Here is a 20,578-nt window from a genome sequence, read left to right on the forward strand (position 1 = left end):
GTCAAGTGACGAGCAAGGGACTGGCTGGCGCTGCTGGGGTCAAGGGCCCCCACAATCTCAGGCGTTGCCCCTCTCGCTAAACTGGAAAAACAAGCTGAAACAATCTGATGCCCTTTGGGATCCCGGTACTCACCAGCAGAAGCCAGCGTATGCTCAAAGTCGGACGGGACAACGTGGACTTTCTTGACCACTACGACGTGATCGTCGTGGGTGGGGGGCACGCCGGCTGTGAAGCGGCCCTAGCGTCAGCGCGACTGGGCTGTAGGACCTTAATGCTGACGTTGAACCTAGACAAGATTGCCTGGCAGCCTTGTAACCCCGCCGTGGGTGGCCCGGCCAAGTCGCAACTGGTGCATGAGATTGACGCCCTCGGCGGTGAGATGGGCAAAGTTACCGACCGCACCTATTTGCAAAAGCGGGTGCTCAATCGCTCGCGGGGCCCAGCAGTATGGGCCTTGCGGGCGCAAACCGACAAGCGGGAGTACGCGCGGGTGATGCGCTCGGTGGTAGAAAACCAGCCCAACCTGACTCTTCGAGAGGGCACCGTCACCGACCTGGTGCTGGGGCGCAACGACGAAGTAGTGGGCGTGGTTACCCATTTCGGCAGCGTCTTCGGCTGTCGGGCGGTGATCCTGACCACGGGCACCTTTCTGGGAGGGCGCATCTGGATTGGCCGCCACTGGCAACCTGCTGGACGTGCGGGGGAATTTGCCGTCGAAGGCCTGACTGACACCCTGCGCCAACTGGGCTTTGAGGTAGGCCGGCTGAAGACGGGCACCCCTGCCCGCGTGGATCGCCGCAGCGTTGATTTCTCCGTGATGGAGCGGCAGCCAGGGGATCCAGACCTACGCTGGTTTAGCTTTGACCCAGAAGTGTGGGTGCCGCGGGAGCAGATGGACTGCTACCTCACCTACACCACGCCGGAGACGCACCGCATCATCCGGGAGAACCTCCACGAGACTCCTGTCTACGGCGGTTGGGTGGAGGCCAAAGGGCCACGCTACTGCCCCAGCATTGAAGACAAGATCGTGCGCTTTGCCGACAAGGAGAGACACCCCGTCTTTATCGAACCCGAGGGGCGGGATCTGCCGGAGCTCTACATCCAAGGGTTCTCGACGGGGATGCCCGAGAAGATCCAGATCCAAATGTTGCGCTCCTTGCCCGGCCTAGAGCGGTGCGTGATGCTGCGGCCTGCCTACGCGGTGGAATACGACTATCTGCCGGCCACCCAGCTCTATCCCACCCTGATGACCAAGAAGGTGCAGGGGCTCTTCTGCGCCGGCCAGATCAACGGCACCACCGGCTACGAAGAAGCAGCAGCCCAGGGGCTCATTGCCGGGATCAACGCCGCCCGGTTGGTGCAAGGCAAACCCTTAGTCACGCTGCCGCGCGAGTCCAGCTACATTGGCACCCTTATCGACGACCTCTGCACCAAAGAGCTGCGGGAGCCCTACCGCATGCTCACCAGCCGCTCCGAATACCGCCTTATCCTGCGCGCCGACAACGCCGACCAGCGCCTCACTCCTTTAGGGCGAGAGTTGGGCCTCATCGACGACCGCCGCTGGGCTCTCTTCCAGGCCAAGCAGGCTCGTATTGCCGCCGAGATTGAGCGCCTGGAAACCCAGCGGGTTAAGGCCCACGACCCCGCCGGGATCCACCTCAGCCAACTGACTGGCCAGGGGATCAAAGGATCCGCCACCTTGGCTGAGCTCCTGCGCCGCAACCAGATCCACTACGCCAACCTGCTGGAGCTGGGGTTGGGAAATGAGGAGCTGGATCCCTTTGAGCAGGAGGCAGCGGAAATTGCCGTCAAATACAGCGGCTACATCCAGCGGCAACAAGCCCAGATCGAGCAGGTGAGCAAGCAGTACCACCGCCCCCTGCCCCCCGATCTGGACTACCACTCCATTCCCACCCTCTCCAAAGAGTCGCGGGAGAAACTGGCAGCAGTCCGGCCTCTGACTGTAGGCCAAGCCGCTCGCATTGGCGGCGTCAACCCTGCCGACATCAACGCCTTGCTCATCTACCTCGAGGTGAGACAGCGTCAGAGAGCGACGGCAGAACCTGTTGGCAGCTCGCGGTAATCTTTGCGCCCAGCTGTGTAGAGAGCAGGGATCTCCTCCAGCGCCATGCGCGAAGCCACGCCCAAATCCAAGGGGGAGACCTCCCCGCGCAGCCAGTGACAGAGGCCGGCTGCCCCAATCATGGCGGCGTTGTCGGTACAGAGGGCAACAGGCGGGATCACCACCCGCAGGCCCTTTTGCTGGCCCGCTTCCAGAAGGCGAGCGCGCAGCTCCCGGTTGGCAGCCACCCCGCCAGTCAGCAGCAGGGTTGAGAGGCCAAGAGCTTCGGCGCAGGCCACTGCTTTTTCCGTGAGGACGCGCGTTAGGCAGGCCTGAAAGCTGGCGGCAATGTCGGCAATGGGCAGCTCCTCCTGGCCTTCCTGCTGCAAGTGCTGGACGAGGCGCAGCACAGCCGTCTTCAGGCCACTGAAGCTGGTGTCGTAGGGGTGGTCCAGCTTGCCTTCCGGCAGGGGAAAGCGATGGGGATCCCCTTGTTGCGCCCAGCGGTCGATCTGGGGCCCCCCCGGGTAGCCCAGCCCCAACAGCCGCGCCACCTTATCAAAGGCTTCGCCGGCAGCATCGTCGCGGGTGCGGCCCATCGTCTGGTACTCTCCGTAATCCTTCATCCAGATCAAGCTGGTGTGGCCTCCCGAAACCAAAAGGCACAGGCAGGGAGGTTGCAAGTCGGCTGTGGCCAAAAAGCCGCTGAAGAGATGGCCCTCCAGGTGATGTACCCCAATCAAGGGCTTATCGTAGAGCAGCGCCAAGGTCTTGGCCGCCATCAGCCCCACCAGCAGGGATCCCACCAGGCCCGGCGCACAAGTTACGGCAATGGCATCCACCTCGGCTACGCCTAGCCCGGCCTGCTGCAGCGCTGACTCCAGTACAAATGGCAAAGTTTCCACATGGCGGCGGGAGGCCACCTCCGGCACCACACCTCCGTAGGCTGCATGGAGGTCGATCTGGCTAGCTACCACCGAGCTGAGCTGCCGCGGGGCAAAGGTTGGCCAGGTTGGCTCCGCCTCCACCACCGCCACAGCCGTTTCGTCGCAACTGGTTTCAATGGCAAGGACACAGGCCATGGGAAAAAGGGGTGGGAATGCCTCAGGATCCTTAAGAATTGTGTGAGCTAAAACCCGAGATCCCTCCGGATAAGGCGCTCAGGAGTATGATACTAACCGTTTAGTGCTCGTTTCTGCACTGAGCATTCCTCCCCATTGAGTCCCTAGCTCAAGGACATATCCTGCCATGCGAACCCTTTTGAGTCTCCTTTTGGCCCTTTGCCTAGCGCTTGGTTTTACCCAGGCAGTGCAGGCAGAGCCTTTGATTGGCCTGAAGCCTTGTAGCGAAGTTCCCGCTTTCCAGGCTCTACGAGATCAGCGCCTAAGCAGCCTTGAAGAGAAAATCCGCAATGCTAGCCCTGAGTTGGCTCCCCTTTACCAGCAAAAGTTGGTCCAAACCGAAAAGCGTTTTGAGCGCTACAGCAAGCTGCTCTGTGGCGAAGAAGGCTTGCCTCACCTGGTTACCGATGGCCGCTGGAGCCATGCAGGTGAGTTTCTCATCCCTGGCTTACTTTTCCTCTACCTTGCCGGCTGGTTGGGCTGGGCAGGCCGCTCCTACCTAATTGCCGTTCGCGATAGCGAGGAGCCGGAGATGAAAGAAAGTATCATTGACGTCCCCTTGGCGCTGCGCTGTTTCCTCACGGCTTTGGCCTGGCCTGCCGCTGCTTTCAAGGAAATTGCCAGCGGTGAAATTCAAGCCCCAGAGGAGGCTATCCCTGTCTCTCCTCGCTGAGGAAGGAACTGAGTCAACCCATTCCCTGTGAGAGGTCGATATGGCTGACTTCACCAAATTTCTCACCACCGCTCCAGTAGCCCTCATTTTGTTTTCCAGCTTCTTCCTTGCCCTGTTTATTGAGATCAATCGCTTCTTCCCTGACATTTTGACCTTCTAAATAAAGGGGTAGGGATCCCCACAGAGCCTCGGGGATCCCTGCTTCTCTTGGCCTGGACACAAGATTGCCTCATGCCTGAGTCCCCTGTCGACACTGCTCCCTCTGGCAAGGAATACATCACGGCCCCAGAAGGGGATCCGCAAATTGGCAACCTCCAGACACCGATTAACCACGCGCCTGCCGTTCGTCTCTTCCTAAGTTGGCTGCCGATCAACCGACCGGGAGCCAGTCCTATCTGGCGGGGTCTGGAAATTGGCATGGCCCACGGCTATTGGTTGGTGGGGCCCTTTGCCAAACTCGGGCCTTTGCGCAACGAGCCTATTGGCCTGCTGAGTGGCTTCCTGGGAGCTTGTGGTCTCATTTTGATCCTGACGGCGGCCCTCTCTCTCTACGGCACCGTCTCCTCGCCGCGCCATGGCGGGCCAGTCCAGGGATCCCAGGCCTGGAGCGAATTGGCTGCCGGCTTTTTAATAGGGGGAATGGGAGGAGCCATCGTTGCCTACCTGCTTTTGCTCAATGGCGATCTCCTGTTTCCGCTCTGAAAGAAAAAGCTGACGGTAGCTGCTCCCTGCCCTTAGAGGGCGCACAAGCTACAGACGGAGCTAACTGGAGCCTAGGCAAAATGCCTACCAGAAGAGATGTACCTGCCAACCTACTAGCCTAGCTAATCCACGTTAAGTCAGAAGGTTCGTTGGCAAGGTTGCCGATTATGCCACGAAGTAGCGAATAAGGTGCTCCGCACCGCTGTCGCCAACGAGGACTCGAGTGAAGCCCCCCTTTCGCTAAACAGTCGGGAGCAGTTTCCATGTCAGCAGCCGTGAGCGATCCACTCCTTGGACTTGATCCCAGTTTCGAAAGATTGCCGTCGACCGAGATCCGTCGCCTGTCGCCGGCTGCCTTAGCTTACTTGGGGGATGCCATTTACGAACTCCACGTGCGGCGGCAACAGTTGTTTCCCCCAGATCGCTTAGAGCGCTACCATCAGCGGGTGGTGAGGCGGGTGTGCGGCTCGGCTCAGGCCAAGCTGCTGTTAGCGCTGCTACCATATCTCAGCCCTGAAGAGCAGGCTATTGTCTGCTGGGGCCGCAATGGTTGCGGTCGCCCACCTCGGCATCTGCCCCTAGCCGACTATCAAAATGCCAGTGGCCTGGAAACCATCCTGGGCTACCTCTACCTCACCAATCCCGACCGCTTGCGCTCCATTCTTGCCCTCACCGATGTTTTGGCTGAGATGATTTAGGTCTTCCTCTCATGCCTAAGCCTTCTCGCCTACGCAAGTTGCGGCGACCCATGGAGCCCAAGCCCGAAGCGGAACAAGAGATCATCTACGGTCGCCAGACTTTACTTGCGGCCCTGCGGAGCGGTGCTACCCTCAACCGGGTTTGGGTGGTGCCGAGGCTACGGTATAGCCCCCAGTTTTTGTCGCTCTTGGAGGAGGCCAAAGCGCGCGGCACGGTCATCGATGAGGTCTCTCCCCAGCGGCTAAACCTCCTTACGGGTGGAGCCAACCATCAGGGGATCGCCGCCCAGGCTACCCCTTATCGATACGTGGATCTAGAAGAGCTGGTGGAACGCAGCCGCCAGGCTAGCCCCCAGCCGGTGCTGGTGGTGCTGGACGGGATCCAGGATCCCCACAACCTAGGGGCTATTGCCCGTAGCGTAGAGGCGTTTGGCATGCAGGGGATGGTGATCCCGCAGCGGCGGGCGGCAGGGGTGACCGCGACAGTGATGAAGGTGGCAGCTGGCGCCCTCTCCACCCTGCCCGTGGCGCGGGTGGTGAACTTAAATCGCGCTCTAGAGTACCTTAAAGAGCAAGGGTTTTGGATCTATGGCACCACCAGCCAGGGAGCTGCCCCCGTCTATAGCGCCGACTTTCGCCGACCCGTCGCCTTGGTGATTGGATCGGAAGGGGAAGGCATTAGCCTGCTTACCCAGCGCCACTGCGACCAACTGCTGTCGATTCCCTTATCGGGCCGCACGGAAAGCTTGAATGCTTCGGTAGCAGCGGGCATCGTCCTCTACGAGATCCACCGGCAGCGCTCCCCTCACCAGCTCAAGCGCACTGAAACATTTCTCAACAAATTCTCAACAAACGCAGTAGAATCTAAGTGACTGCAGGCAGTTCCGAATGTTTGCTGGCACTTCTTAGCGGGGGATCGATCCTGTGAGCAACCCTTTGACTAGTCTTCTGAAGAGGTTGATCAGCCTCTTGGATAGGCTGCGCGGCTTAGCGGTTTGGATCGAGATTGCCACCGACGACTGCACCTACTATTACGGCCCCTTCACTAGCCTGGAAGAAGCAGAAGCGCACAAAGGCAGCTATATCGCCGACCTGAAGGCGGAAGGGGTTCAGAAGATCGAGGTTCAGATAAAGAAAATGCGCCAGCCGCAGACGCTAACAGTGGCTCGCACCTCTTCGCAGGCGGGTTCTTGAGGGCCGTCATGGTTTACCAGATAACTGTCCACCACCGGGGCCAAACCTACCGCTTTCCTGCGGCGGCGGAGCAGACGGTTTTACAGGCGGCTCTTGAACACGGCATAGAGCTGCCCTCTTCCTGCCAAGCAGGTGTCTGTACCACCTGTGCAGGGCGACTGAAGTCGGGATCCGTGGCCCAGCCTAACGCCATGATCGGGCCCGAGCTCAAGGCTCAGGGGTTTGTCCTGCTGTGCGTGGCCTATCCTACCTCCGATCTGGAGGTGGAAACAGATCAGGAGGAAGAAGTCTATCGTTTGCAGTTTGGCCGCTAGCCCTGTCCTCCTTGCTTGGCGCGAGTTCAGCGTGAGGAACCTGTGAAGCTACATTTTCTGCGTCTAGCTTTGCCCCTGAGTTTGCCGCTTTCTGCTGCTCAACTGGAGGGATCCCTTCTCCACCAAGTCGCCCGAGAGCTGGGGCAAACGGCCCGCCTCCTGCGCTGGAGTCTGACGGCGGTGGAGGGGGATAGGGTTTGGGTAGAGGTGGTGGCTACTACCGACAATGGCTACTAGATTCACGCTTAGCCAGCTTCTAGCCCCCTCTAGGGGGTTGGGAGCCAGCAAGCTGATAGCTACCAGCAGTGCCCTCGTTAGCTTTTCTCGTTTAGCCAATGTCTGGATCTGAACCAGCTTCACCAGCTCCAACTTTGGCCGAGCAGCGCCCCCCTGTCGCCCTCACCATTGCCGGATCCGATAGCGGCGGCGGAGCCGGCATTCAAGCGGATCTGCGCACTTTTGCCTTCCAGCGGGTTCATGGCACTTCCGCCCTCACCTGCGTAACTGCCCAAAATACCCTGGGGGTCAACCGCGTGGATGCGCTGCCGCCAGAGGCAGTGGCTGCTCAAATTGAAGCGGTGGTGCAGGACATTGGGGTGCAAGGGATCAAAACCGGCATGTTGCTCAATGCCGAGATCGTGCGCGAGGTGGCCCGCCAAGTGGAGCGCTGGGCGCTGCAGCCACTGGTGGTAGATCCGGTAATGGTCTCCCGCACGGGGGCCAAGCTGCTGGCGGAGGAGGCCATCCAGGCCATCCGCGAGCGGCTAATTCCCCTGGCTCAGGTTGTTACCCCCAACCGCTACGAAGCCCAGATTTTGGCAGGGATGGAACTGCAGTCGCTGGCGGATATGGAGACGGCGGCCCGCCGCATCCACGCCCTAGGCTGTAAGGCTGTACTTGTCAAGGGGGGAGGCATGCCGGGAGAACTGCAGGGGGTGGACGTGTGGTTTGACGGCGAGCGGCTCGAGGTGCTCAAAAGCAAGCGGATCCTCACCCGCCACACCCACGGCACCGGCTGCACCCTCTCGGCAGCCATTGCGGCGCAACTGGCTTGGGGGAAGGATCCCCTGACGGCAACGCTGCTGGCCAAGGCCTATGTTACCGAAGCCCTGCGGCATCCTTTGGCCATTGGGGCCGGTCAGGGACCGGTGGGTCACTTCTACCCCCTTCTTGCCTCCTCTAGCTCCGACTAAAGCAGCGTCCGCACGTCCACCACTTTGCCGCTCACTGCTGCTGCCGCCACCATGGCCGGGCTCATGAGCAGAGTGCGCCCTGTGGGGGATCCCTGGCGGCCCTTAAAGTTGCGGTTGGAGGAAGAGGCGCTAATCTGCCGCCCTACCAAGCGGTCTGGGTTCATAGCCAAGCACATGGAGCAGCCGGGATCCCGCCACTCAAACCCTGCTGCCTCAAAGATTTCCCGCAAGCCTTCCTGTTCGGCCTCCTGCTTGACCCGCTCGGAGCCAGGCACCACAAACGCTTTCACTCCAGGCGCTACCCGCCGGCCTTTGGCAACCTTGGCTGCCTCCCGCAAATCGCTCAAGCGGCCATTGGTGCAGCTGCCAATAAAGCAGACATCTACCGGCGTGCCTACAATGGGATCCCCTGGTCGCAAGCCCATGTAGGCGTAGGCTTCCCTAGCCAGTTCCCGCTCACTTTCTGGCAACTCCTCGGGAGCCGGGATCCGCTCGTCCACCCCGATATTTTGGCCGGGGGTAATCCCCCAGGTAACCGTGGGAGCAATCTCGGAGGCCTGAAACACCACCACGTCGTCATAGACAGCGTCGGGGTCGCTGGCTAGGCTTTGCCACCAGGCCACAGCCTCTTCCCAATCGGATCCCTGAGGAGCAAACTCCCGCCCCCGCAAATACTCAAAGGTCACGGCGTCGGGATTGACATAGCCGCAGCGGGCTCCCCCTTCGATGGACATGTTGCAGAGGGTCATGCGTTCTTCCATGCTCATCGCCTCGACAGTGCTGCCGCCGTACTCGTAGGCGTAGCCCACCCCGCCTTTGACCCCCAGCTTGCGGATGATGTGCAGGATCACATCCTTGGCGTAAACCCCCGGCCCCAACGTGCCCTGCACCTCGATGCGACGCACCTTGAGCTTGGACAAGGCCAGAGTTTGGGTGGCCAGCACGTCCCGCACTTGGCTGGTGCCGATGCCAAAGGCAATGGCTCCAAAGGCGCCGTGGGTAGAAGTGTGGCTATCGCCGCAGGCAATGGTCATCCCCGGCTGCGTCAGCCCCAGCTCCGGCGCAATCACATGCACAATCCCCTGCCGGCCGGAGCCGCTGTTGTAGAAGCGGATGCCGTATTGGCGACAGTTGCGCTCTAGCTCCTGGATCATCTCCTCCGCCAAGGGATCCGCAAAAGGTCGCGTCCGGTTGTCGGTGGGGATGATGTGATCTACCGTCGCCACCGTCCGCTCTGGAAAAAGAACTGGCAGATTGCGCTCCCGCAGCATGGCAAAAGCCTGGGGGCTGGTGACCTCGTGGATGAGGTGTAGCCCAATGAACAACTGCGTCTGCCCTGAGGGCAAGATCCGCACCGTATGGGCGTCCCAGACTTTGTCAAACAACGTCCTCTCGCTCATCTCCTTCTTGGGCCCGCAGCCAAGCTAATTTTTAGTCTGAACTACAGAGCTCTAATGTTCCACCGGTTATCAGGTCCTGTTTCCTGGCTAGGCTAGCTAGCAATTCTAGGGGGATCGAGAGGGTGGGGATCCGGCTCCAGCAGAACCCCAGTGGGAGCAAACTGGGTTACCCAGAAGTCCACCTCCGGGAAGCGGCGGCGCAGGCTCTCGCAGGCTTGAGCAGCCCCCTCCAGGCTAGCCATGAGCCCAAATACTGTCGGCCCCGAGCCCGACATCAGGGATCCCAACGCCCCTACCTCCAGCAGGGCCTGGCGCAATTTTCCCACGATAGCGTACTCGGCCAAAACTGGCTGCTCCAGGTCGTTGCGCAAACTGCGGGCCAAGGCCAGCAGATCCCGACGCTCCAGAGCAGCGAGGACTTGGGGCAAGGTCGGCAGAGAGGCTCCAGCAGAAGGCAAGGAAGCGGCACGGTGAGCGCGAAAGGCTTGATAGGCCCAGGCAGTGGAGATCCCAAGGTGCTTGGGCTTGGCCAACAGCAGGGGGATCCCTTCCCAGTCGGCCAGCGGCTGTAAAACTTCTCCCCGTCCCGTGGCTAGCTGGGTGCCCCCTTGCACGCAAAAGGGAATGTCGGATCCCAGGCGGGCCGCCAAGTGCTGCAGTTCTCCGACCGTCAGGCCCAAGCCCCAGAGCTGGTTCAGCCCCACCAGAACTGCCGCTGCATCGGCTGAGCCGCCTGCCAAGCCTGCTGCCACGGGGATCTGCTTCTCGATGTGGATCTCCACCCCCAGATTGGTCTGGCACTCCTTTTGCAGCAGCTCAGCCGCGCGGTAGGCCAGGTTGCGGGCATCTGCCGGCACTTCCGGGTGGTTACAGATTAGGTGGATCCCGTGGGGGCGGCGCTGGAGACGCACGCGATCCGCCAAAGCGATGCTCTGCAGGATCATGGCCACCTCGGAATAGCCGTCGGGGCGGGATCCGAGGATCTCTAGGTAAAGATTGATCTTGGCGCGGGCGACCAGGGTACAGGCTTGCATGGGAAAAAGCGAACAGCATTTTCAACTCCCCTCAGCCCGTCCAGAGACTCGCTGGGGAGCTCTTCCAGCTTATCCCTGGCGGTGACCCGAGCTGGGGCCAGGGGGCCAGCTATTTTTTGCGGCAGCTATCTAGAACTGATAGAGTTTTGGCACCGCTCTACCTCTTCCCCCTCCCATGAGCAAGCCCAAGGTCGGTATCCTCTACAACGACGCCAAGCCTGCCGCTAAACGCAGCAGCGAAACCCTTTCCCGCTGGTTTCAGGAGCAGGGGTGGGAAGTCTGTGTGGCCCCCAATTGGGGCGGCGTCCTCGGCTACGCCAAGCTTGACAGTCCCGTCTGCTTGACCAAGGTGGACAGCCTGGCCCCCGCCGGCTTTGACGAGAACATGAAGTTTGCCGTAGTGCTGGGGGGAGACGGCACCGTTTTGGCAGCAGCCCGGCAGTTGGCTCCCAAAGGGATCCCCTTGCTGGCCGTGAACACTGGCCACTTGGGCTTTCTGACGGAGACCTACCTAACCCACCTAGAAGAGGCGGCCAAGGCAGCCATTGCCGGCGAGTACATTCTGGATCGCCGTAGCATGTTGCTGGTGCAGGCCTACCGCGGCAACGAATTGCGCTGGGAAGTGCTTAGCCTCAACGAGATGGTGCTCCACCGCGAGCCTTTGACCAGCATGTGCCACTTTGAAGTCACCATTGGGGAGCACTCCCCTCTGGATGTGGCCGCCGACGGCATCATTTTAGCCACCCCCACCGGTTCTACCGCCTATGCCCTTTCTGCAGGAGGACCGGTCATCACTCCCAGCCTGCCGGTGTTGCAGTTGATCCCTATCTGTCCCCACTCGATGGCCTCACGGGCTCTGGTCTTTCCCGATTCGGAAGAGGTGTGGATCAGCCCCGCCAGCCCTCAGCCGCTGGTTTTGGTAGCGGACGGCAATGCTGGCTGCTACATCCTGCCAGAAGACCAAATTCGCGTCGTCCGCGCCCCCTACTGCACAGACCTGATTCGCCTACGCCGACCGGAGTTCTTCCGGGTCATGCGTGAGAAATTGGGCTGGGGCCTGACCTATGCTTCTAAGCCTACCTCGGTAGAGCTGCCCTAGCTTTCGCTTACTGCCTCTTAAGCTGCAGCTCGCCGCCCAACCACGGCGTAGAAAGGATCCCCACCCCCTCCGGCCAGAAAGGCAAGCCAACTCAGGGGAGCAGGCCGCTGGATGACTTCGACGATCTCAAACCCTGGCACTGCCTCGAAATAGCGCTTGACCAGCTCCACCCGCTCTGCTTCCGAGCTGTCTCGCCAGGCTTGGATTGCCTTCTGGAAAAACATGCGGTTGGAGAAGCTGACAATGAAGAAGCCCTGGGGCTTAAGGATGCGATGCACCTCGGCAAACACTCGCTCCGGCTGCTGCAGGTATTGCACCGAAACCGCGTTCAGCACGGCATCAAAAGTGCAGTCCGGGAAAGGCAGGAGTGGGTTTTGGTTGAGGTTCTGGACGAAGAAATGGTTAAGCCGAGGGTTAGCCGCCAGTTCTTCAGCATTCATCCCGTGCCCTTCCACATGGGCAAAATCCATCTCCGGCGGCAAATGGGAAACCCAACTGCTCATTAGGTCGAGAATGCGGGTCTGGGGCTGCAAGTAGCGGCGGTAGAGATCCGTGAGCTGGCCGATGAAGCCAGCATCTACATGGGTTACGAAGCGGGGGTAGCTGTAGAAGAGGGCATCGTCGCTGGGATCCAACTTGGAGCGCTGCCAATCTTCAAGAACTGCCATGGCCAAAATCTCCAACGTCCTCCGAAAAGGAGCCAGGTAGCAGGACAAAAGGAGAAGTCTGCTTCTTGCCATTGACTTTGAAAGGCACAAGACCAACTCGGCTTCCCCGAGCCAGTCCCAAAGCCCCTCAGGCCAAGCCCTTGCGCAGCACCCCCTGCACCAGCAGCACTGACACCACCACAAACCCCGTCAAGAGCCCCAGGGATCCCGCTAGGGTGAGATTGCCCCAGGGAGCCTGTAGCACCACATCGGCAAAGCTCCAGGTGCTGGTGCGGTAGACGTGGCGAATTGGCTCGATGGCAAAGGTGAGCGGGTTAAGGCTGGCCACCCAGCGCAGCCAGGTGGGCATGAAGCTGAGGGGAGCCAAAGCCGTGCTGGAGAAGATCAAAGGCAAGTTGACCAGAAAGATAAAAGCCAGCAACTGCTGGTGCCCCGGCATGGCAAAGGCTAGGCCCAAGCTCAAGGCGGTAAAGCCCAAGACCAACAGGCCCACGATCAAGGCCACCACCGTCAAGCCCCGCACGTCTGGGATCCCGCCGCCGAGGACGTAGTCTGCCCCCACGATTGCCGCCGTCTGCAGCAGCGCCACGCTGACGATGAACAGGCTGGAGGCCAGCACGATGGAGAAGCGAGAGGTGAGGGGGGCCACCAGCAGTCGGTTTAAAAATCCGAACTCCCGGTCGAAAATCACCGGCACCCCCGCATTCAAAGCCCCGCCAAAGGCCGTAAACACGATCACGCCTGCTCCCAAAAACTGGGTGTAGTTTTGCCCGGCCCCAAAAATGCCAGTAGGGACATTCTGAAACAAGGCTCCAAACAAAATCAACCAGAGCAGCGGCTGGATGATTCCAACCAGCAGGGTTACAGGGCGACGCTGCAGTTGGATAAACAAGCGGCGGGTGAGGGCAAAAGTTTCCTGCCAAAATTCTGCTGTCAAAAGGGGAATTGGGCTGGATTGAATTGGGGAAGCAGCAGAGGTCATACGAAGGCTCCTGCAAACTTGGTAAGGATTGGGAATCAGGGAAAAACTACTTTTTCTTGCCTAAGTTGGACTCGGCAGCTGCCAGCTCTGCATCCAGGAGGGTTTGCCCGGTTGCCGCCAAATACACGTCGTCCAGGCTGGGGCGAGATTGGGTACTGCTGAAGACCTCCAGGCCGTGGGCCTCAAGGTGGGCGCGGATCTGGCTGAGGGGATCCTCCCCATTCCGCTGCACCACCAAGTTGAGGGCATTGCCCTGGGCGCTGTTGATCACCACCTTTTGGACAAAGGGCAGAGAGGCCAGCAGTTCGGCACCCCGCTGGGCCAGTTCTGGCGGGGCAAACTCCTGCAGCTTGACGGTAATGCGCTCGCCGCCGACGCGGGCTTTCAGCTCTTCTGGGGTTCCTTCGGCAATCAGCTTGCCGCGGTCGATGATGGCCACCCGGTCAGCCAATAGATCGATCTCTTCCAGGTAATGGCTGCTGAGCACCACCGTGACGCCGGTGTTTCTAAGCTGGCGCAGAAAGTCCCAGATGGCCTGCCGGCTGGGGATATCCAGGCCCACCGTGGGCTCGTCCAAAACCAGCACCTGGGGCTGGTGGAGCAGCCCTGCCGCCAGATCTAGGCGTTTGCGCAGACCGCTGGAGTAGGTGCCGATGCGTTGGTCGGCACGGTCGGCCAGCCCCAGCAATTCAAGGACGGTGGCAATCCGCTCTCGGGCCAAGGACCGCGGCAGGTGGTAGAGGTCGGCCTGCAACTGCAGCAATTCTCGCCCCGTCAGCACCTTATCTAAAGCCACCTCCTGGGCAACAAAGCCCAGCTTTTCGCGTACCGCCCTGGGGTTTTCGTTGACCGGGATCCCGCACACCTCGATCCGGCCCGCGTCAGGGCGCAGCAGGGTGCACAGGCAGTGCAGAGTGGTGGTTTTGCCGGCGCCGTTGGGGCCAAGAATGCCGTAGATCTGGCCGGGCTCCACTTGGAAGGAGACATCCGCCACAGCCACCGTGGAGCCGTAGCGCTTCTGGAGGTGTTGAACCAAGACCGCAGGAGTATTTGACATGGGCATCCACCTTTCGCTCCCTCTAGGCTAGCAAGCTGCATAAGAAACCGAGCCTAGGGCTCTCCTCTAGTCCTTGATTCACTGGACAGTGAGGACTCGGTCCCGCTGACGCGAGCGCCACTGCGTGGCGTAACGAACTTTCTGCCTTGACGTGGATTAGCTGCGCTAGTAGACTTGCAGGTGCATCTTTATCTGGCAGGCACTTCGCCTAGGCTAAGGTAGGCTCCGTCTTTAGCCTGTGTGCTCGATCAAGAGCAAGGAGCAACTACCTGCAGCTCGCGGGGAAGTCACGCCTGCGGAGATCCCTCTGGGGGGGTAGTAGGAGTTAAGCCTACCACTAGCTACGGGTCGTGGAAGCAGGAAGAAAGCCTCAACCTGGATCAAAAGTCCGCCTTTGTCCGGGGTTGTATAAGTCTTTCAGAGCGGTATAGTGGTACAGGCCATTGGGCAGGTTGCGGGCGGAAAACTGTTGCCAACTGTTGTGGAGATGAAGGCTGAAGCCAAAGCTTGCCTGCCGGCCTGGAAAGACCGAGCTTTCCCCAGAAAGGGGGGATCTGGTGCAGCCTTTGTAGCTTTAGTAGCCTTTGCCCTTGGCCTAGTCGGCTGCGGGGAGGCAACAACTCCGCCTAGCCCGCTAGAAAACGTCTTTTTGCGGGCCGATGACTTTGAAATTACGGGGGGATCCCCAACAGCAGGTGCGGTGGGGCCTTACCTCCAGTTCAACGTGCGGCGGCGGCGGGACAACCAGATCTTAAATCGCCCTTTTAACGTCTATGTGGAGAACGCAGGGCTGGCGGAAGGGCGACCTCCTCTAGTCGATAACCAAAACCGTCCCATCCTGCTCCAGCGCTCAGTAGCCTTTTTGGGCAATGGCCTGGATCTAAACAGGGATGGCCAGCCGGATCCACCTCCCCAGGATCCCCCTAGCCTTGACAGCGGCCCCTTGTTGCCCTACGCGCCCCCCAACAACTGGCAAAGCCGGGCCGTCCTCGCTTACGTCCCTGGCCAGGCCAACATCCCTGGACGTGGCCCTAGCGACCGCTTTGGTATCTACTTCTCTTCCCTCTTGCCCTACAGGGGTCAGCTTCGCTTTCGCATCCGCGACGAGCTGGGCAACGCCCCTGCCCGCCTCTTTGAGATTACTTATCCCCCAGCACCCAGCCGGGCCAATGTCACTGTCACCTTGACCAACGTCAGCGCCAGCGCCCAGGAACCCGTGCTCATTGCCATCTGCAACCAGTTGGGAGCTGCTGCCGTGGTGGGCTTGCGGAGCGGCACCTTTACCGAGCTAGTGGATCTTTTGCCAGCCCCCGGTCTGCCGTTGGAGCCCAGCTTGAGTGAGCCCATCCGCTACGTGGCCGAGGCCTATCAGTTCAACCGCGAGCGAGCTGTTATCCGCGTCTCCCAGAATCCTGAGGATCCCAGCCGGATGAGCGTTCCTCTCTTGGGATCCGAGGGCGCGACCGGGCGGGCCGACCTAACGATGGTGAGCGCTAGTGGGGATCGCCTCACCTGCTTTAACGAGCAGCTCTCTAATCTGCGAAATGTATTTCCCGACTTCCTTAGGTAAAAAAATTGCCACTTGGCAACCAGGTGAACCAAGGCAAGTTGGGGCATTTGCCCTGGTTTTGTTCATAGCAAACCTTTTGGCCTTTCTTTCCCCATCGGCAAAGTCCAGCCTGACTTAGGGCTGCCCCCTTTTCCTGTAGGATTGATTGCGATATGCTGGTCTTCCATATCTCAAAAGGCGTGGACTGCTCCAAGACTGTTTCTTCACCCTATGAATCCGGCTCCCATCCTGAACGCAAGCTGGCACTTCCAAGAGCGGGATAGCTGTGGCGTCGGGTTTTTGGTAGATCGCCAGGGAAGAGCCAGCCACGAGCTGCTGCAAAAAACCCTCGCTGCCCTTGCCTGCATGGAGCACCGCGGCGGCTGCGGCGGAGACAGCCAAAGTGGGGATGGAGCCGGTATTGCCACAGCTATTCCCTGGAAGCTGCTGCAGGCAGAGCTTGAGGCCATTCGAGCGTGGGATCCCAGCCGCAGTGCAGTGGGCATGCTGTTTTTGCCCCAGGATCCCGCTGAGTGCCAGGCAGTGCGCCAGCTCATCGACGACTACTTGGTGACCACGGAGTGGGGGCAGCCCATCTGGCGCCAGGTGCCAGTCAATCCAGACTGCCTGGGGCCGATGGCACGGCAGACCCTGCCCTCCATCTGGCAGATGCTGCTTACTCACCCCACGCTGGAGGGAGACGAGCTGGAGCGGCAGCTTTACCTCTTGCGGCGGCGCCTGCGGCGACAGGTGGAGAGCCGGTTTGGCGTTCATTCCCTCTACTTTGCCTCCCTCTCCTGCCGGCTGATTGTCTACAAGGGCATGGTGCAGTCAGCCGCGCTGGGCCAGTTTTACCGCGATCTACAAAACCCCCTCTACACCACTGCCTACGCCACCTACCACCGCCGCTTCAGCACCAACACCCTGCCCCGGTGGTCCCTGGCCCAACCCTTCCGCTACCTCTGCCACAACGGCGAGATCAATACCTACCTGGGCAATGTCAACTGGATGGCTGCCCGCGAGTCCTCTTTGGCCCATCCCTTTTGGGGCGAGGCTATTGAGGAGCTCAAACCCGTCATTGACCCCGGCACCAGCGACTCAGCAGGCCTGGACGCGGTCTTCGAGCTCTTGATTGCCTCGGGCTACTCCAGCCAGCAGGCAATGATGGTGCTGATCCCGGAGGCCTACCGCCACCAGCCGGAGTTAGCCAATCATCCCGAAGTGGCCGACTTCTACGAGTTTTTTGCCGGCCTGCAGGAAGCATGGGATGGGCCGGCCATGGTGGTTTTCTGCGACGGCAAGACTATTGGAGCCACGCTGGATCGCAATGGCCTACGCCCGGCCCGCTACGCCCTTAGCCGCGATGGATTGCTGGTGGTCGCCTCGGAAGCGGGGGTGGTTTCCCTGCCGGAAGCCGAGATCCTAGAAAAGGGGCGGCTGGGGCCAGGGCAGATGCTCATGGTGGATCTGCAAAGCGGCCAGCTCTACAAAAACTGGGAGATCAAGACCCAGGTGGCAGCTCAGCACCCCTATGGGGAGTGGTTGAAGACTTACCGCGTTCAGCTTCCTAGCCAAGACTTTGAGAGCGCCCCGCAGCTTACCGAGGAGCAACTCCTCCAGCTGCAAACGGCCTGCGGCTACTCCTTGGAAGACGTGGAGATGATCATCGAGGAGATGGCGGCCACAGGCAAAGAGCCGGTTTTCAGCATGGGGGATGATGCGCCGCTGGCGGTGCTCTCCACCCAGCCCCACCCCCTTTATGACTACTTCAAGCAGCGCTTTGCCCAGGTGACCAACCCCCCCATCGATCCCCTGCGGGAAAGCTTGGTGATGTCTTTGGACATGTACCTGGGCTCCAAAGGCAACCTGCTGGAGATCCGGCCCGAGCATGCTCGCCTGCTGCACCTACGCAGCCCCGTGCTCAACGAGGCGGAGCTGGCCGCCCTGCAGCGCACGCCCTTTCCTTGTCGCACGCTGCCGACCCTCTACCCAATCGCCGCCGGGCCAGCAGGAATGGCTGCCCAAGTGCGGGCCCTTTGCCAAGAGGCAGCGCAAGCAGTGCGGGAGGGAGCAGAGATCTTAATCCTCTCGGATCGAGGCCTCAGCTCTGAGCAGGCCTTGATCCCCCCTCTGCTAGCCGTGGGAGCCGTCCACCATCACCTCATCCAGGAGGGGCTGCGCCTACGCGCTTCTCTGGTGGTGGAGACGGCCCAGTGCTGGAGCACTCACCACTTTGCTTGCCTAATTGGCTACGGGGCCAGCGCCGTCTGCCCCTACCTGGCCTACGAGGCGGTGCGCCAGTGGTGGCACAAGCCCAAGACCCAGACCCAGATGGCCAGTGGCAAGCTGCCCCAGATTTCTGTGGCCGAAGCCCAATTGCGGTACCGGGCAGCCATTGAGGCGGGGTTGCTCAAGATCCTCTCCAAGATGGGCATTTCCCTCCTCTCCAGCTACCACGGGGCCCAGATCTTCGAGGCCATCGGTCTCAGCCAAGAGGTGATTGACCTGGCCTTCCGCGGCACGGTGTCGCAGGTGGGGGGAATGACGCTGGCGGACTTGGCTCGCGAGGGCATGGTAAATCACCAGCGGGCCTTCCCCCAGCTCACCTCGAAAAAGCTGGAGAACTTTGGCTTTATCCAAGCGCGGCCTAAGGGCGAGTACCACATCAATAGCCCAGAAATGGCCAAGCTGCTGCACAGGGCCATCGCCTCTGGACAGCCCGATCACTACGAGATCTACCGGGCCTATTTGCGCAACCGCCCCCCCACGGCCCTACGGGATCTGCTTGACTTTCGCAGCGACCGGGATCCCATTCCCCTGGAAGAGGTAGAGCCCGTTACAGCCATCTTCAAGCGTTTTACCACGGGGGGGATGTCGCTAGGGGCCCTCAGCCGCGAAGCCCACGAGACCCTAGCCATTGCCATGAACCGCATCGGTGGCAAGTCTAACTCCGGCGAGGGCGGAGAGGACCCAGAGCGCTACCTCCCCATCACCGATGTGACGCCGGAGGGAACCTCGGCGCGGTTCCCTCACCTTAGGGGCTTGCGCATGGGGGACAACGCCAGCTCGGCAGTGAAGCAGGTGGCCTCGGGCCGCTTTGGCGTAACCCCTGAGTACTTGGTCAACGCGCAGCAAATCGAGATTAAGATTGCCCAGGGCGCCAAGCCAGGCGAGGGCGGGCAACTGCCCGGCTCAAAGGTCAGCCCCTACATTGCCAAGCTGCGCCGCTCCAAGCCAGGGGTAACCCTGATCTCGCCGCCGCCCCACCACGACATCTACTCCATCGAGGATCTGGCCCAGTTGATCTTCGACCTCCACCAGGTCAACCCCCAGGCGCAGGTGTCGGTGAAACTGGTGGCGGAGGTGGGCATCGGCACGGTGGCAGCAGGGGTAGCCAAAGCCAATGCCGACATCATCCAGATCTCTGGCCACGAGGGAGGCACAGGGGCTTCCCCTCTCAGCTCCATCAAACACGCAGGCTCACCCTGGGAGCTGGGCTTAGTGGAGGTGCATCACGCCCTCTTGGAAAACGGCCTGCGGCAGCGAGTGATTTTGCGAGTGGATGGCGGCCTGCGCACCGGCTGGGAGGTGGTGATGGCGGCCATGCTGGGAGCGGAGGAGTTTGGCTTTGGAACCGTAGCCATGATTGCCGAGGGGTGCATCATGGCGCGGGTGTGCCACACCAACAACTGCCCGGTAGGGGTGACGAGCCAAAAGGAGGAGCTGCGCAAGCGCTTCCCTGGCACTCCAGATCAGGTAGTAACTTTCTTTACCTTTGTGGCCGAGGAGGTGCGCCAGATCCTAGCCCGCCTAGGCTACCGCTCCCTCAAAGAGGTCATTGGGCGGGTGGATCTGCTTTGCCCCCGCGCCGACGTGGCTTTGGAAAAAACCCAGTCTCTCCAGTTGGACTGTCTGCTGCGGACTCCTCCTGGCTTTGATCCCCACCGTCAGCCCGAGTGGCTAGACCATGAGCCGGTGCACTCCAACGGCCCGGTGCTGGACGAGCAGATCCTGGCCCGGCCCGAGGTGCAAAAGGCCATTGAGACCTGCAGCACGGCCACCTTGGAACTCCCCATCGCGAACACCGACCGCTGTGTGGGCGGGCGCATCGCCGGCACCCTGGCTCGGCGGTATGGGGATGCGGGCTTTGCCCAGCAGGGGGGGCTGCTGGATCTGCGCTTTGTGGGCACGGCCGGCCAGAGCTTTGGGGCCTTTACCCTGGCGGGCATGCGCCTCACCCTGACGGGAGAAGCCAACGACTATGTGGGCAAGAGCATGTGCGGCGGCGAAATCGTCATCCTAGCTCCCCCGGAAGCCCCACGGGATCCGGCGGAAAACGTGATCCTGGGCAACACCTGCCTGTATGGGGCCACGGGCGGATCCCTGTTTGCCAACGGCCAGGCGGGAGAGCGCTTTGCCGTGCGCAACTCCGGTGCCCAGGCAGTCGTCGAGGGGGCTGGCGACCACTGCTGCGAATACATGACCGGCGGCGTGGTGGTGGTGCTGGGCCGGGTGGGCCGCAACCTGGGGGCGGGCATGACCGGCGGCCTGGCCTACGTGCTAGATGAGGAGGGCAACTTCCCCGCCAAGGTCAACGGCGAGATCGTGCGCATTCAGCGGGTGCAAACCGCAGCAGCGGAAGCGCAACTCAAGGGCCTGGTCCAGGAGCACTACCGCCGCACCCATTCCCCCAAAGCTGAGCGCATCCTCAAGAACTGGGAGCGCTACCTGCCCCTCTTCTGGCAGGTGGTTCCCCCTTCCGAAGAGGGCAGTGAGCTAACGGATCCCGCCCGATCCCAGCCAGCGGCAGTGCAGTCGTAGGAGTTTCAGG

At 60.9% G+C, this 20,578-nt stretch carries 19 protein-coding genes; 13 read left to right on the forward strand and 6 right to left on the reverse strand.

Going from position 1 to position 20,578, the window contains the following annotated elements:
- The first annotated feature begins 149 nt into the window (after positions 1–149).
- Entirely contained in the window at positions 150–2,084 is a 1,935-nt protein-coding gene (mnmG, locus tag NW808_RS09335) for a tRNA uridine-5-carboxymethylaminomethyl(34) synthesis enzyme MnmG (protein WP_414421005.1), read from the forward strand.
- Here mnmG and tsaD read toward each other — a convergent pair.
- Complete coding sequence (tsaD, locus tag NW808_RS09340) at positions 2,045–3,145, reverse strand: tRNA (adenosine(37)-N6)-threonylcarbamoyltransferase complex transferase subunit TsaD (RefSeq protein WP_414421006.1); 1,101 nt, start codon at positions 3,143–3,145, stop codon at positions 2,045–2,047. The genes mnmG and tsaD overlap by 40 nt on opposite strands.
- A gap of 166 nt (positions 3,146–3,311) precedes the next feature.
- Here tsaD and NW808_RS09345 point away from each other — a divergent pair, with 166 nt between their 5' ends.
- The 9 genes from NW808_RS09345 to thiD all read left to right on the forward strand — a co-directional run bounded on the left by NW808_RS09345 (position 3,312) and on the right by thiD (position 7,958).
- Positions 3,312–3,857: a Photosystem I reaction center subunit III gene (locus NW808_RS09345; RefSeq protein WP_414421007.1), complete on the forward strand. Its 546-nt coding sequence runs from the start codon at positions 3,312–3,314 to the stop codon at positions 3,855–3,857.
- A 40-nt stretch (positions 3,858–3,897) separates the two neighbouring features.
- Positions 3,898–4,017 (forward strand): Photosystem I reaction center subunit IX, encoded by a 120-nt coding sequence (locus NW808_RS09350; protein WP_099812540.1) that lies wholly within the window; start codon positions 3,898–3,900, stop codon positions 4,015–4,017.
- Between the two features lie 71 nt (positions 4,018–4,088).
- Entirely contained in the window at positions 4,089–4,559 is a 471-nt protein-coding gene (locus NW808_RS09355; protein ID WP_414421008.1) for a photosystem I reaction center subunit XI, read from the forward strand.
- Between the two features lie 317 nt (positions 4,560–4,876).
- The gene (locus NW808_RS09360; protein ID WP_414394695.1) at positions 4,877–5,257 is read left to right on the forward strand and encodes a ribonuclease III domain-containing protein; all 381 of its coding nucleotides are present in this window, start codon (positions 4,877–4,879) and stop codon (positions 5,255–5,257) included.
- Between the two features lie 11 nt (positions 5,258–5,268).
- Positions 5,269–6,129, forward strand: a complete 861-nt coding sequence (gene rlmB / locus NW808_RS09365; RefSeq protein ID WP_414409867.1) for a 23S rRNA (guanosine(2251)-2'-O)-methyltransferase RlmB — start codon at positions 5,269–5,271, stop codon at positions 6,127–6,129.
- Positions 6,130–6,193: 64 nt separating this feature from the next.
- Positions 6,194–6,451: a DUF1816 domain-containing protein gene (locus tag NW808_RS09370; protein WP_414409866.1), complete on the forward strand. Its 258-nt coding sequence runs from the start codon at positions 6,194–6,196 to the stop codon at positions 6,449–6,451.
- Positions 6,452–6,459: 8 nt separating this feature from the next.
- Entirely contained in the window at positions 6,460–6,765 is a 306-nt protein-coding gene (locus NW808_RS09375; protein WP_414394701.1) for a 2Fe-2S iron-sulfur cluster-binding protein, read from the forward strand.
- Positions 6,766–6,807: 42 nt separating this feature from the next.
- On the forward strand, positions 6,808–7,002 hold the full coding sequence (locus tag NW808_RS09380) for a hypothetical protein (RefSeq protein WP_414421009.1): 195 nt from the start codon (positions 6,808–6,810) through the stop codon (positions 7,000–7,002).
- Positions 7,003–7,100: 98 nt separating this feature from the next.
- Positions 7,101–7,958 (forward strand): bifunctional hydroxymethylpyrimidine kinase/phosphomethylpyrimidine kinase, encoded by an 858-nt coding sequence (gene thiD / locus NW808_RS09385; protein ID WP_414421010.1) that lies wholly within the window; start codon positions 7,101–7,103, stop codon positions 7,956–7,958.
- Here the strand turns inward: thiD and leuC are convergent.
- Together leuC and ispE are read right to left on the reverse strand one after the other, a co-directional pair.
- Positions 7,955–9,358, reverse strand: a complete 1,404-nt coding sequence (gene leuC, locus NW808_RS09390) for a 3-isopropylmalate dehydratase large subunit (protein WP_414410784.1) — start codon at positions 9,356–9,358, stop codon at positions 7,955–7,957. The genes thiD and leuC overlap by 4 nt on opposite strands.
- Positions 9,359–9,450: 92 nt before the next feature.
- Positions 9,451–10,392, reverse strand: a complete 942-nt coding sequence (ispE, locus tag NW808_RS09395; protein ID WP_414421011.1) for a 4-(cytidine 5'-diphospho)-2-C-methyl-D-erythritol kinase — start codon at positions 10,390–10,392, stop codon at positions 9,451–9,453.
- Between the two features lie 175 nt (positions 10,393–10,567).
- Here ispE and NW808_RS09400 point away from each other — a divergent pair, with 175 nt between their 5' ends.
- The gene (locus tag NW808_RS09400; protein ID WP_414421012.1) at positions 10,568–11,491 is read left to right on the forward strand and encodes an NAD(+) kinase; all 924 of its coding nucleotides are present in this window, start codon (positions 10,568–10,570) and stop codon (positions 11,489–11,491) included.
- 17 nt (positions 11,492–11,508) lie between these two features.
- Here the strand turns inward: NW808_RS09400 and NW808_RS09405 are convergent, their stop codons facing one another.
- The 3 genes from NW808_RS09405 to NW808_RS09415 form a co-directional block, all read right to left on the reverse strand.
- On the reverse strand, positions 11,509–12,159 hold the full coding sequence (locus NW808_RS09405) for a class I SAM-dependent methyltransferase (protein WP_414421013.1): 651 nt from the start codon (positions 12,157–12,159) through the stop codon (positions 11,509–11,511).
- Between the two features lie 127 nt (positions 12,160–12,286).
- The gene (locus tag NW808_RS09410; RefSeq protein ID WP_414421014.1) at positions 12,287–13,141 is read right to left on the reverse strand and encodes an ABC transporter permease; all 855 of its coding nucleotides are present in this window, start codon (positions 13,139–13,141) and stop codon (positions 12,287–12,289) included.
- A gap of 46 nt (positions 13,142–13,187) precedes the next feature.
- Positions 13,188–14,204, reverse strand: a complete 1,017-nt coding sequence (locus tag NW808_RS09415) for an ATP-binding cassette domain-containing protein (protein WP_414405632.1) — start codon at positions 14,202–14,204, stop codon at positions 13,188–13,190.
- A 463-nt stretch (positions 14,205–14,667) separates the two neighbouring features.
- Between NW808_RS09415 and NW808_RS09420 the strand changes: the two genes are divergently transcribed.
- Positions 14,668–15,768, forward strand: a complete 1,101-nt coding sequence (locus tag NW808_RS09420) for a hypothetical protein (RefSeq protein ID WP_414421015.1) — start codon at positions 14,668–14,670, stop codon at positions 15,766–15,768.
- 210 nt (positions 15,769–15,978) lie between these two features.
- Entirely contained in the window at positions 15,979–20,568 is a 4,590-nt protein-coding gene (locus NW808_RS09425) for a glutamate synthase-related protein (RefSeq protein ID WP_414421016.1), read from the forward strand.
- Positions 20,569–20,578 lie beyond the last annotated feature (10 nt).

This window comes from Synechococcus sp. W70.1, from assembly GCF_047461515.1.
Taxonomy (GTDB): domain Bacteria; phylum Cyanobacteriota; class Cyanobacteriia; order Thermostichales; family Thermostichaceae; genus Thermostichus.

What these genes read in the sequence shown, in the direction of transcription:
- NW808_RS09415 (WP_414405632.1), bottom strand. Translation starts at nt 14,204, where the DNA reads ATGCCCATGTCAAATACTCCTGCGGTCTTGGTTCAACACCTCCAGAAG.
- leuC (WP_414410784.1), bottom strand. Translation starts at nt 9,358, where the DNA reads ATGAGCGAGAGGACGTTGTTTGACAAAGTCTGGGACGCCCATACGGTG.
- mnmG (WP_414421005.1), top strand. Translation starts at nt 150, where the DNA reads ATGCTCAAAGTCGGACGGGACAACGTGGACTTTCTTGACCACTACGAC.
- NW808_RS09355 (WP_414421008.1), top strand. Translation starts at nt 4,089, where the DNA reads ATGCCTGAGTCCCCTGTCGACACTGCTCCCTCTGGCAAGGAATACATC.
- NW808_RS09405 (WP_414421013.1), bottom strand. Translation starts at nt 12,159, where the DNA reads ATGGCAGTTCTTGAAGATTGGCAGCGCTCCAAGTTGGATCCCAGCGAC.
- NW808_RS09345 (WP_414421007.1), top strand. Translation starts at nt 3,312, where the DNA reads ATGCGAACCCTTTTGAGTCTCCTTTTGGCCCTTTGCCTAGCGCTTGGT.
- NW808_RS09375 (WP_414394701.1), top strand. Translation starts at nt 6,460, where the DNA reads ATGGTTTACCAGATAACTGTCCACCACCGGGGCCAAACCTACCGCTTT.
- ispE (WP_414421011.1), bottom strand. Translation starts at nt 10,392, where the DNA reads ATGCAAGCCTGTACCCTGGTCGCCCGCGCCAAGATCAATCTTTACCTA.
- NW808_RS09425 (WP_414421016.1), top strand. Translation starts at nt 15,979, where the DNA reads ATGAATCCGGCTCCCATCCTGAACGCAAGCTGGCACTTCCAAGAGCGG.
- NW808_RS09410 (WP_414421014.1), bottom strand. Translation starts at nt 13,141, where the DNA reads ATGACCTCTGCTGCTTCCCCAATTCAATCCAGCCCAATTCCCCTTTTG.
- NW808_RS09400 (WP_414421012.1), top strand. Translation starts at nt 10,568, where the DNA reads ATGAGCAAGCCCAAGGTCGGTATCCTCTACAACGACGCCAAGCCTGCC.
- rlmB (WP_414409867.1), top strand. Translation starts at nt 5,269, where the DNA reads ATGCCTAAGCCTTCTCGCCTACGCAAGTTGCGGCGACCCATGGAGCCC.
- tsaD (WP_414421006.1), bottom strand. Translation starts at nt 3,145, where the DNA reads ATGGCCTGTGTCCTTGCCATTGAAACCAGTTGCGACGAAACGGCTGTG.
- thiD (WP_414421010.1), top strand. Translation starts at nt 7,101, where the DNA reads ATGTCTGGATCTGAACCAGCTTCACCAGCTCCAACTTTGGCCGAGCAG.
- NW808_RS09350 (WP_099812540.1), top strand. Translation starts at nt 3,898, where the DNA reads ATGGCTGACTTCACCAAATTTCTCACCACCGCTCCAGTAGCCCTCATT.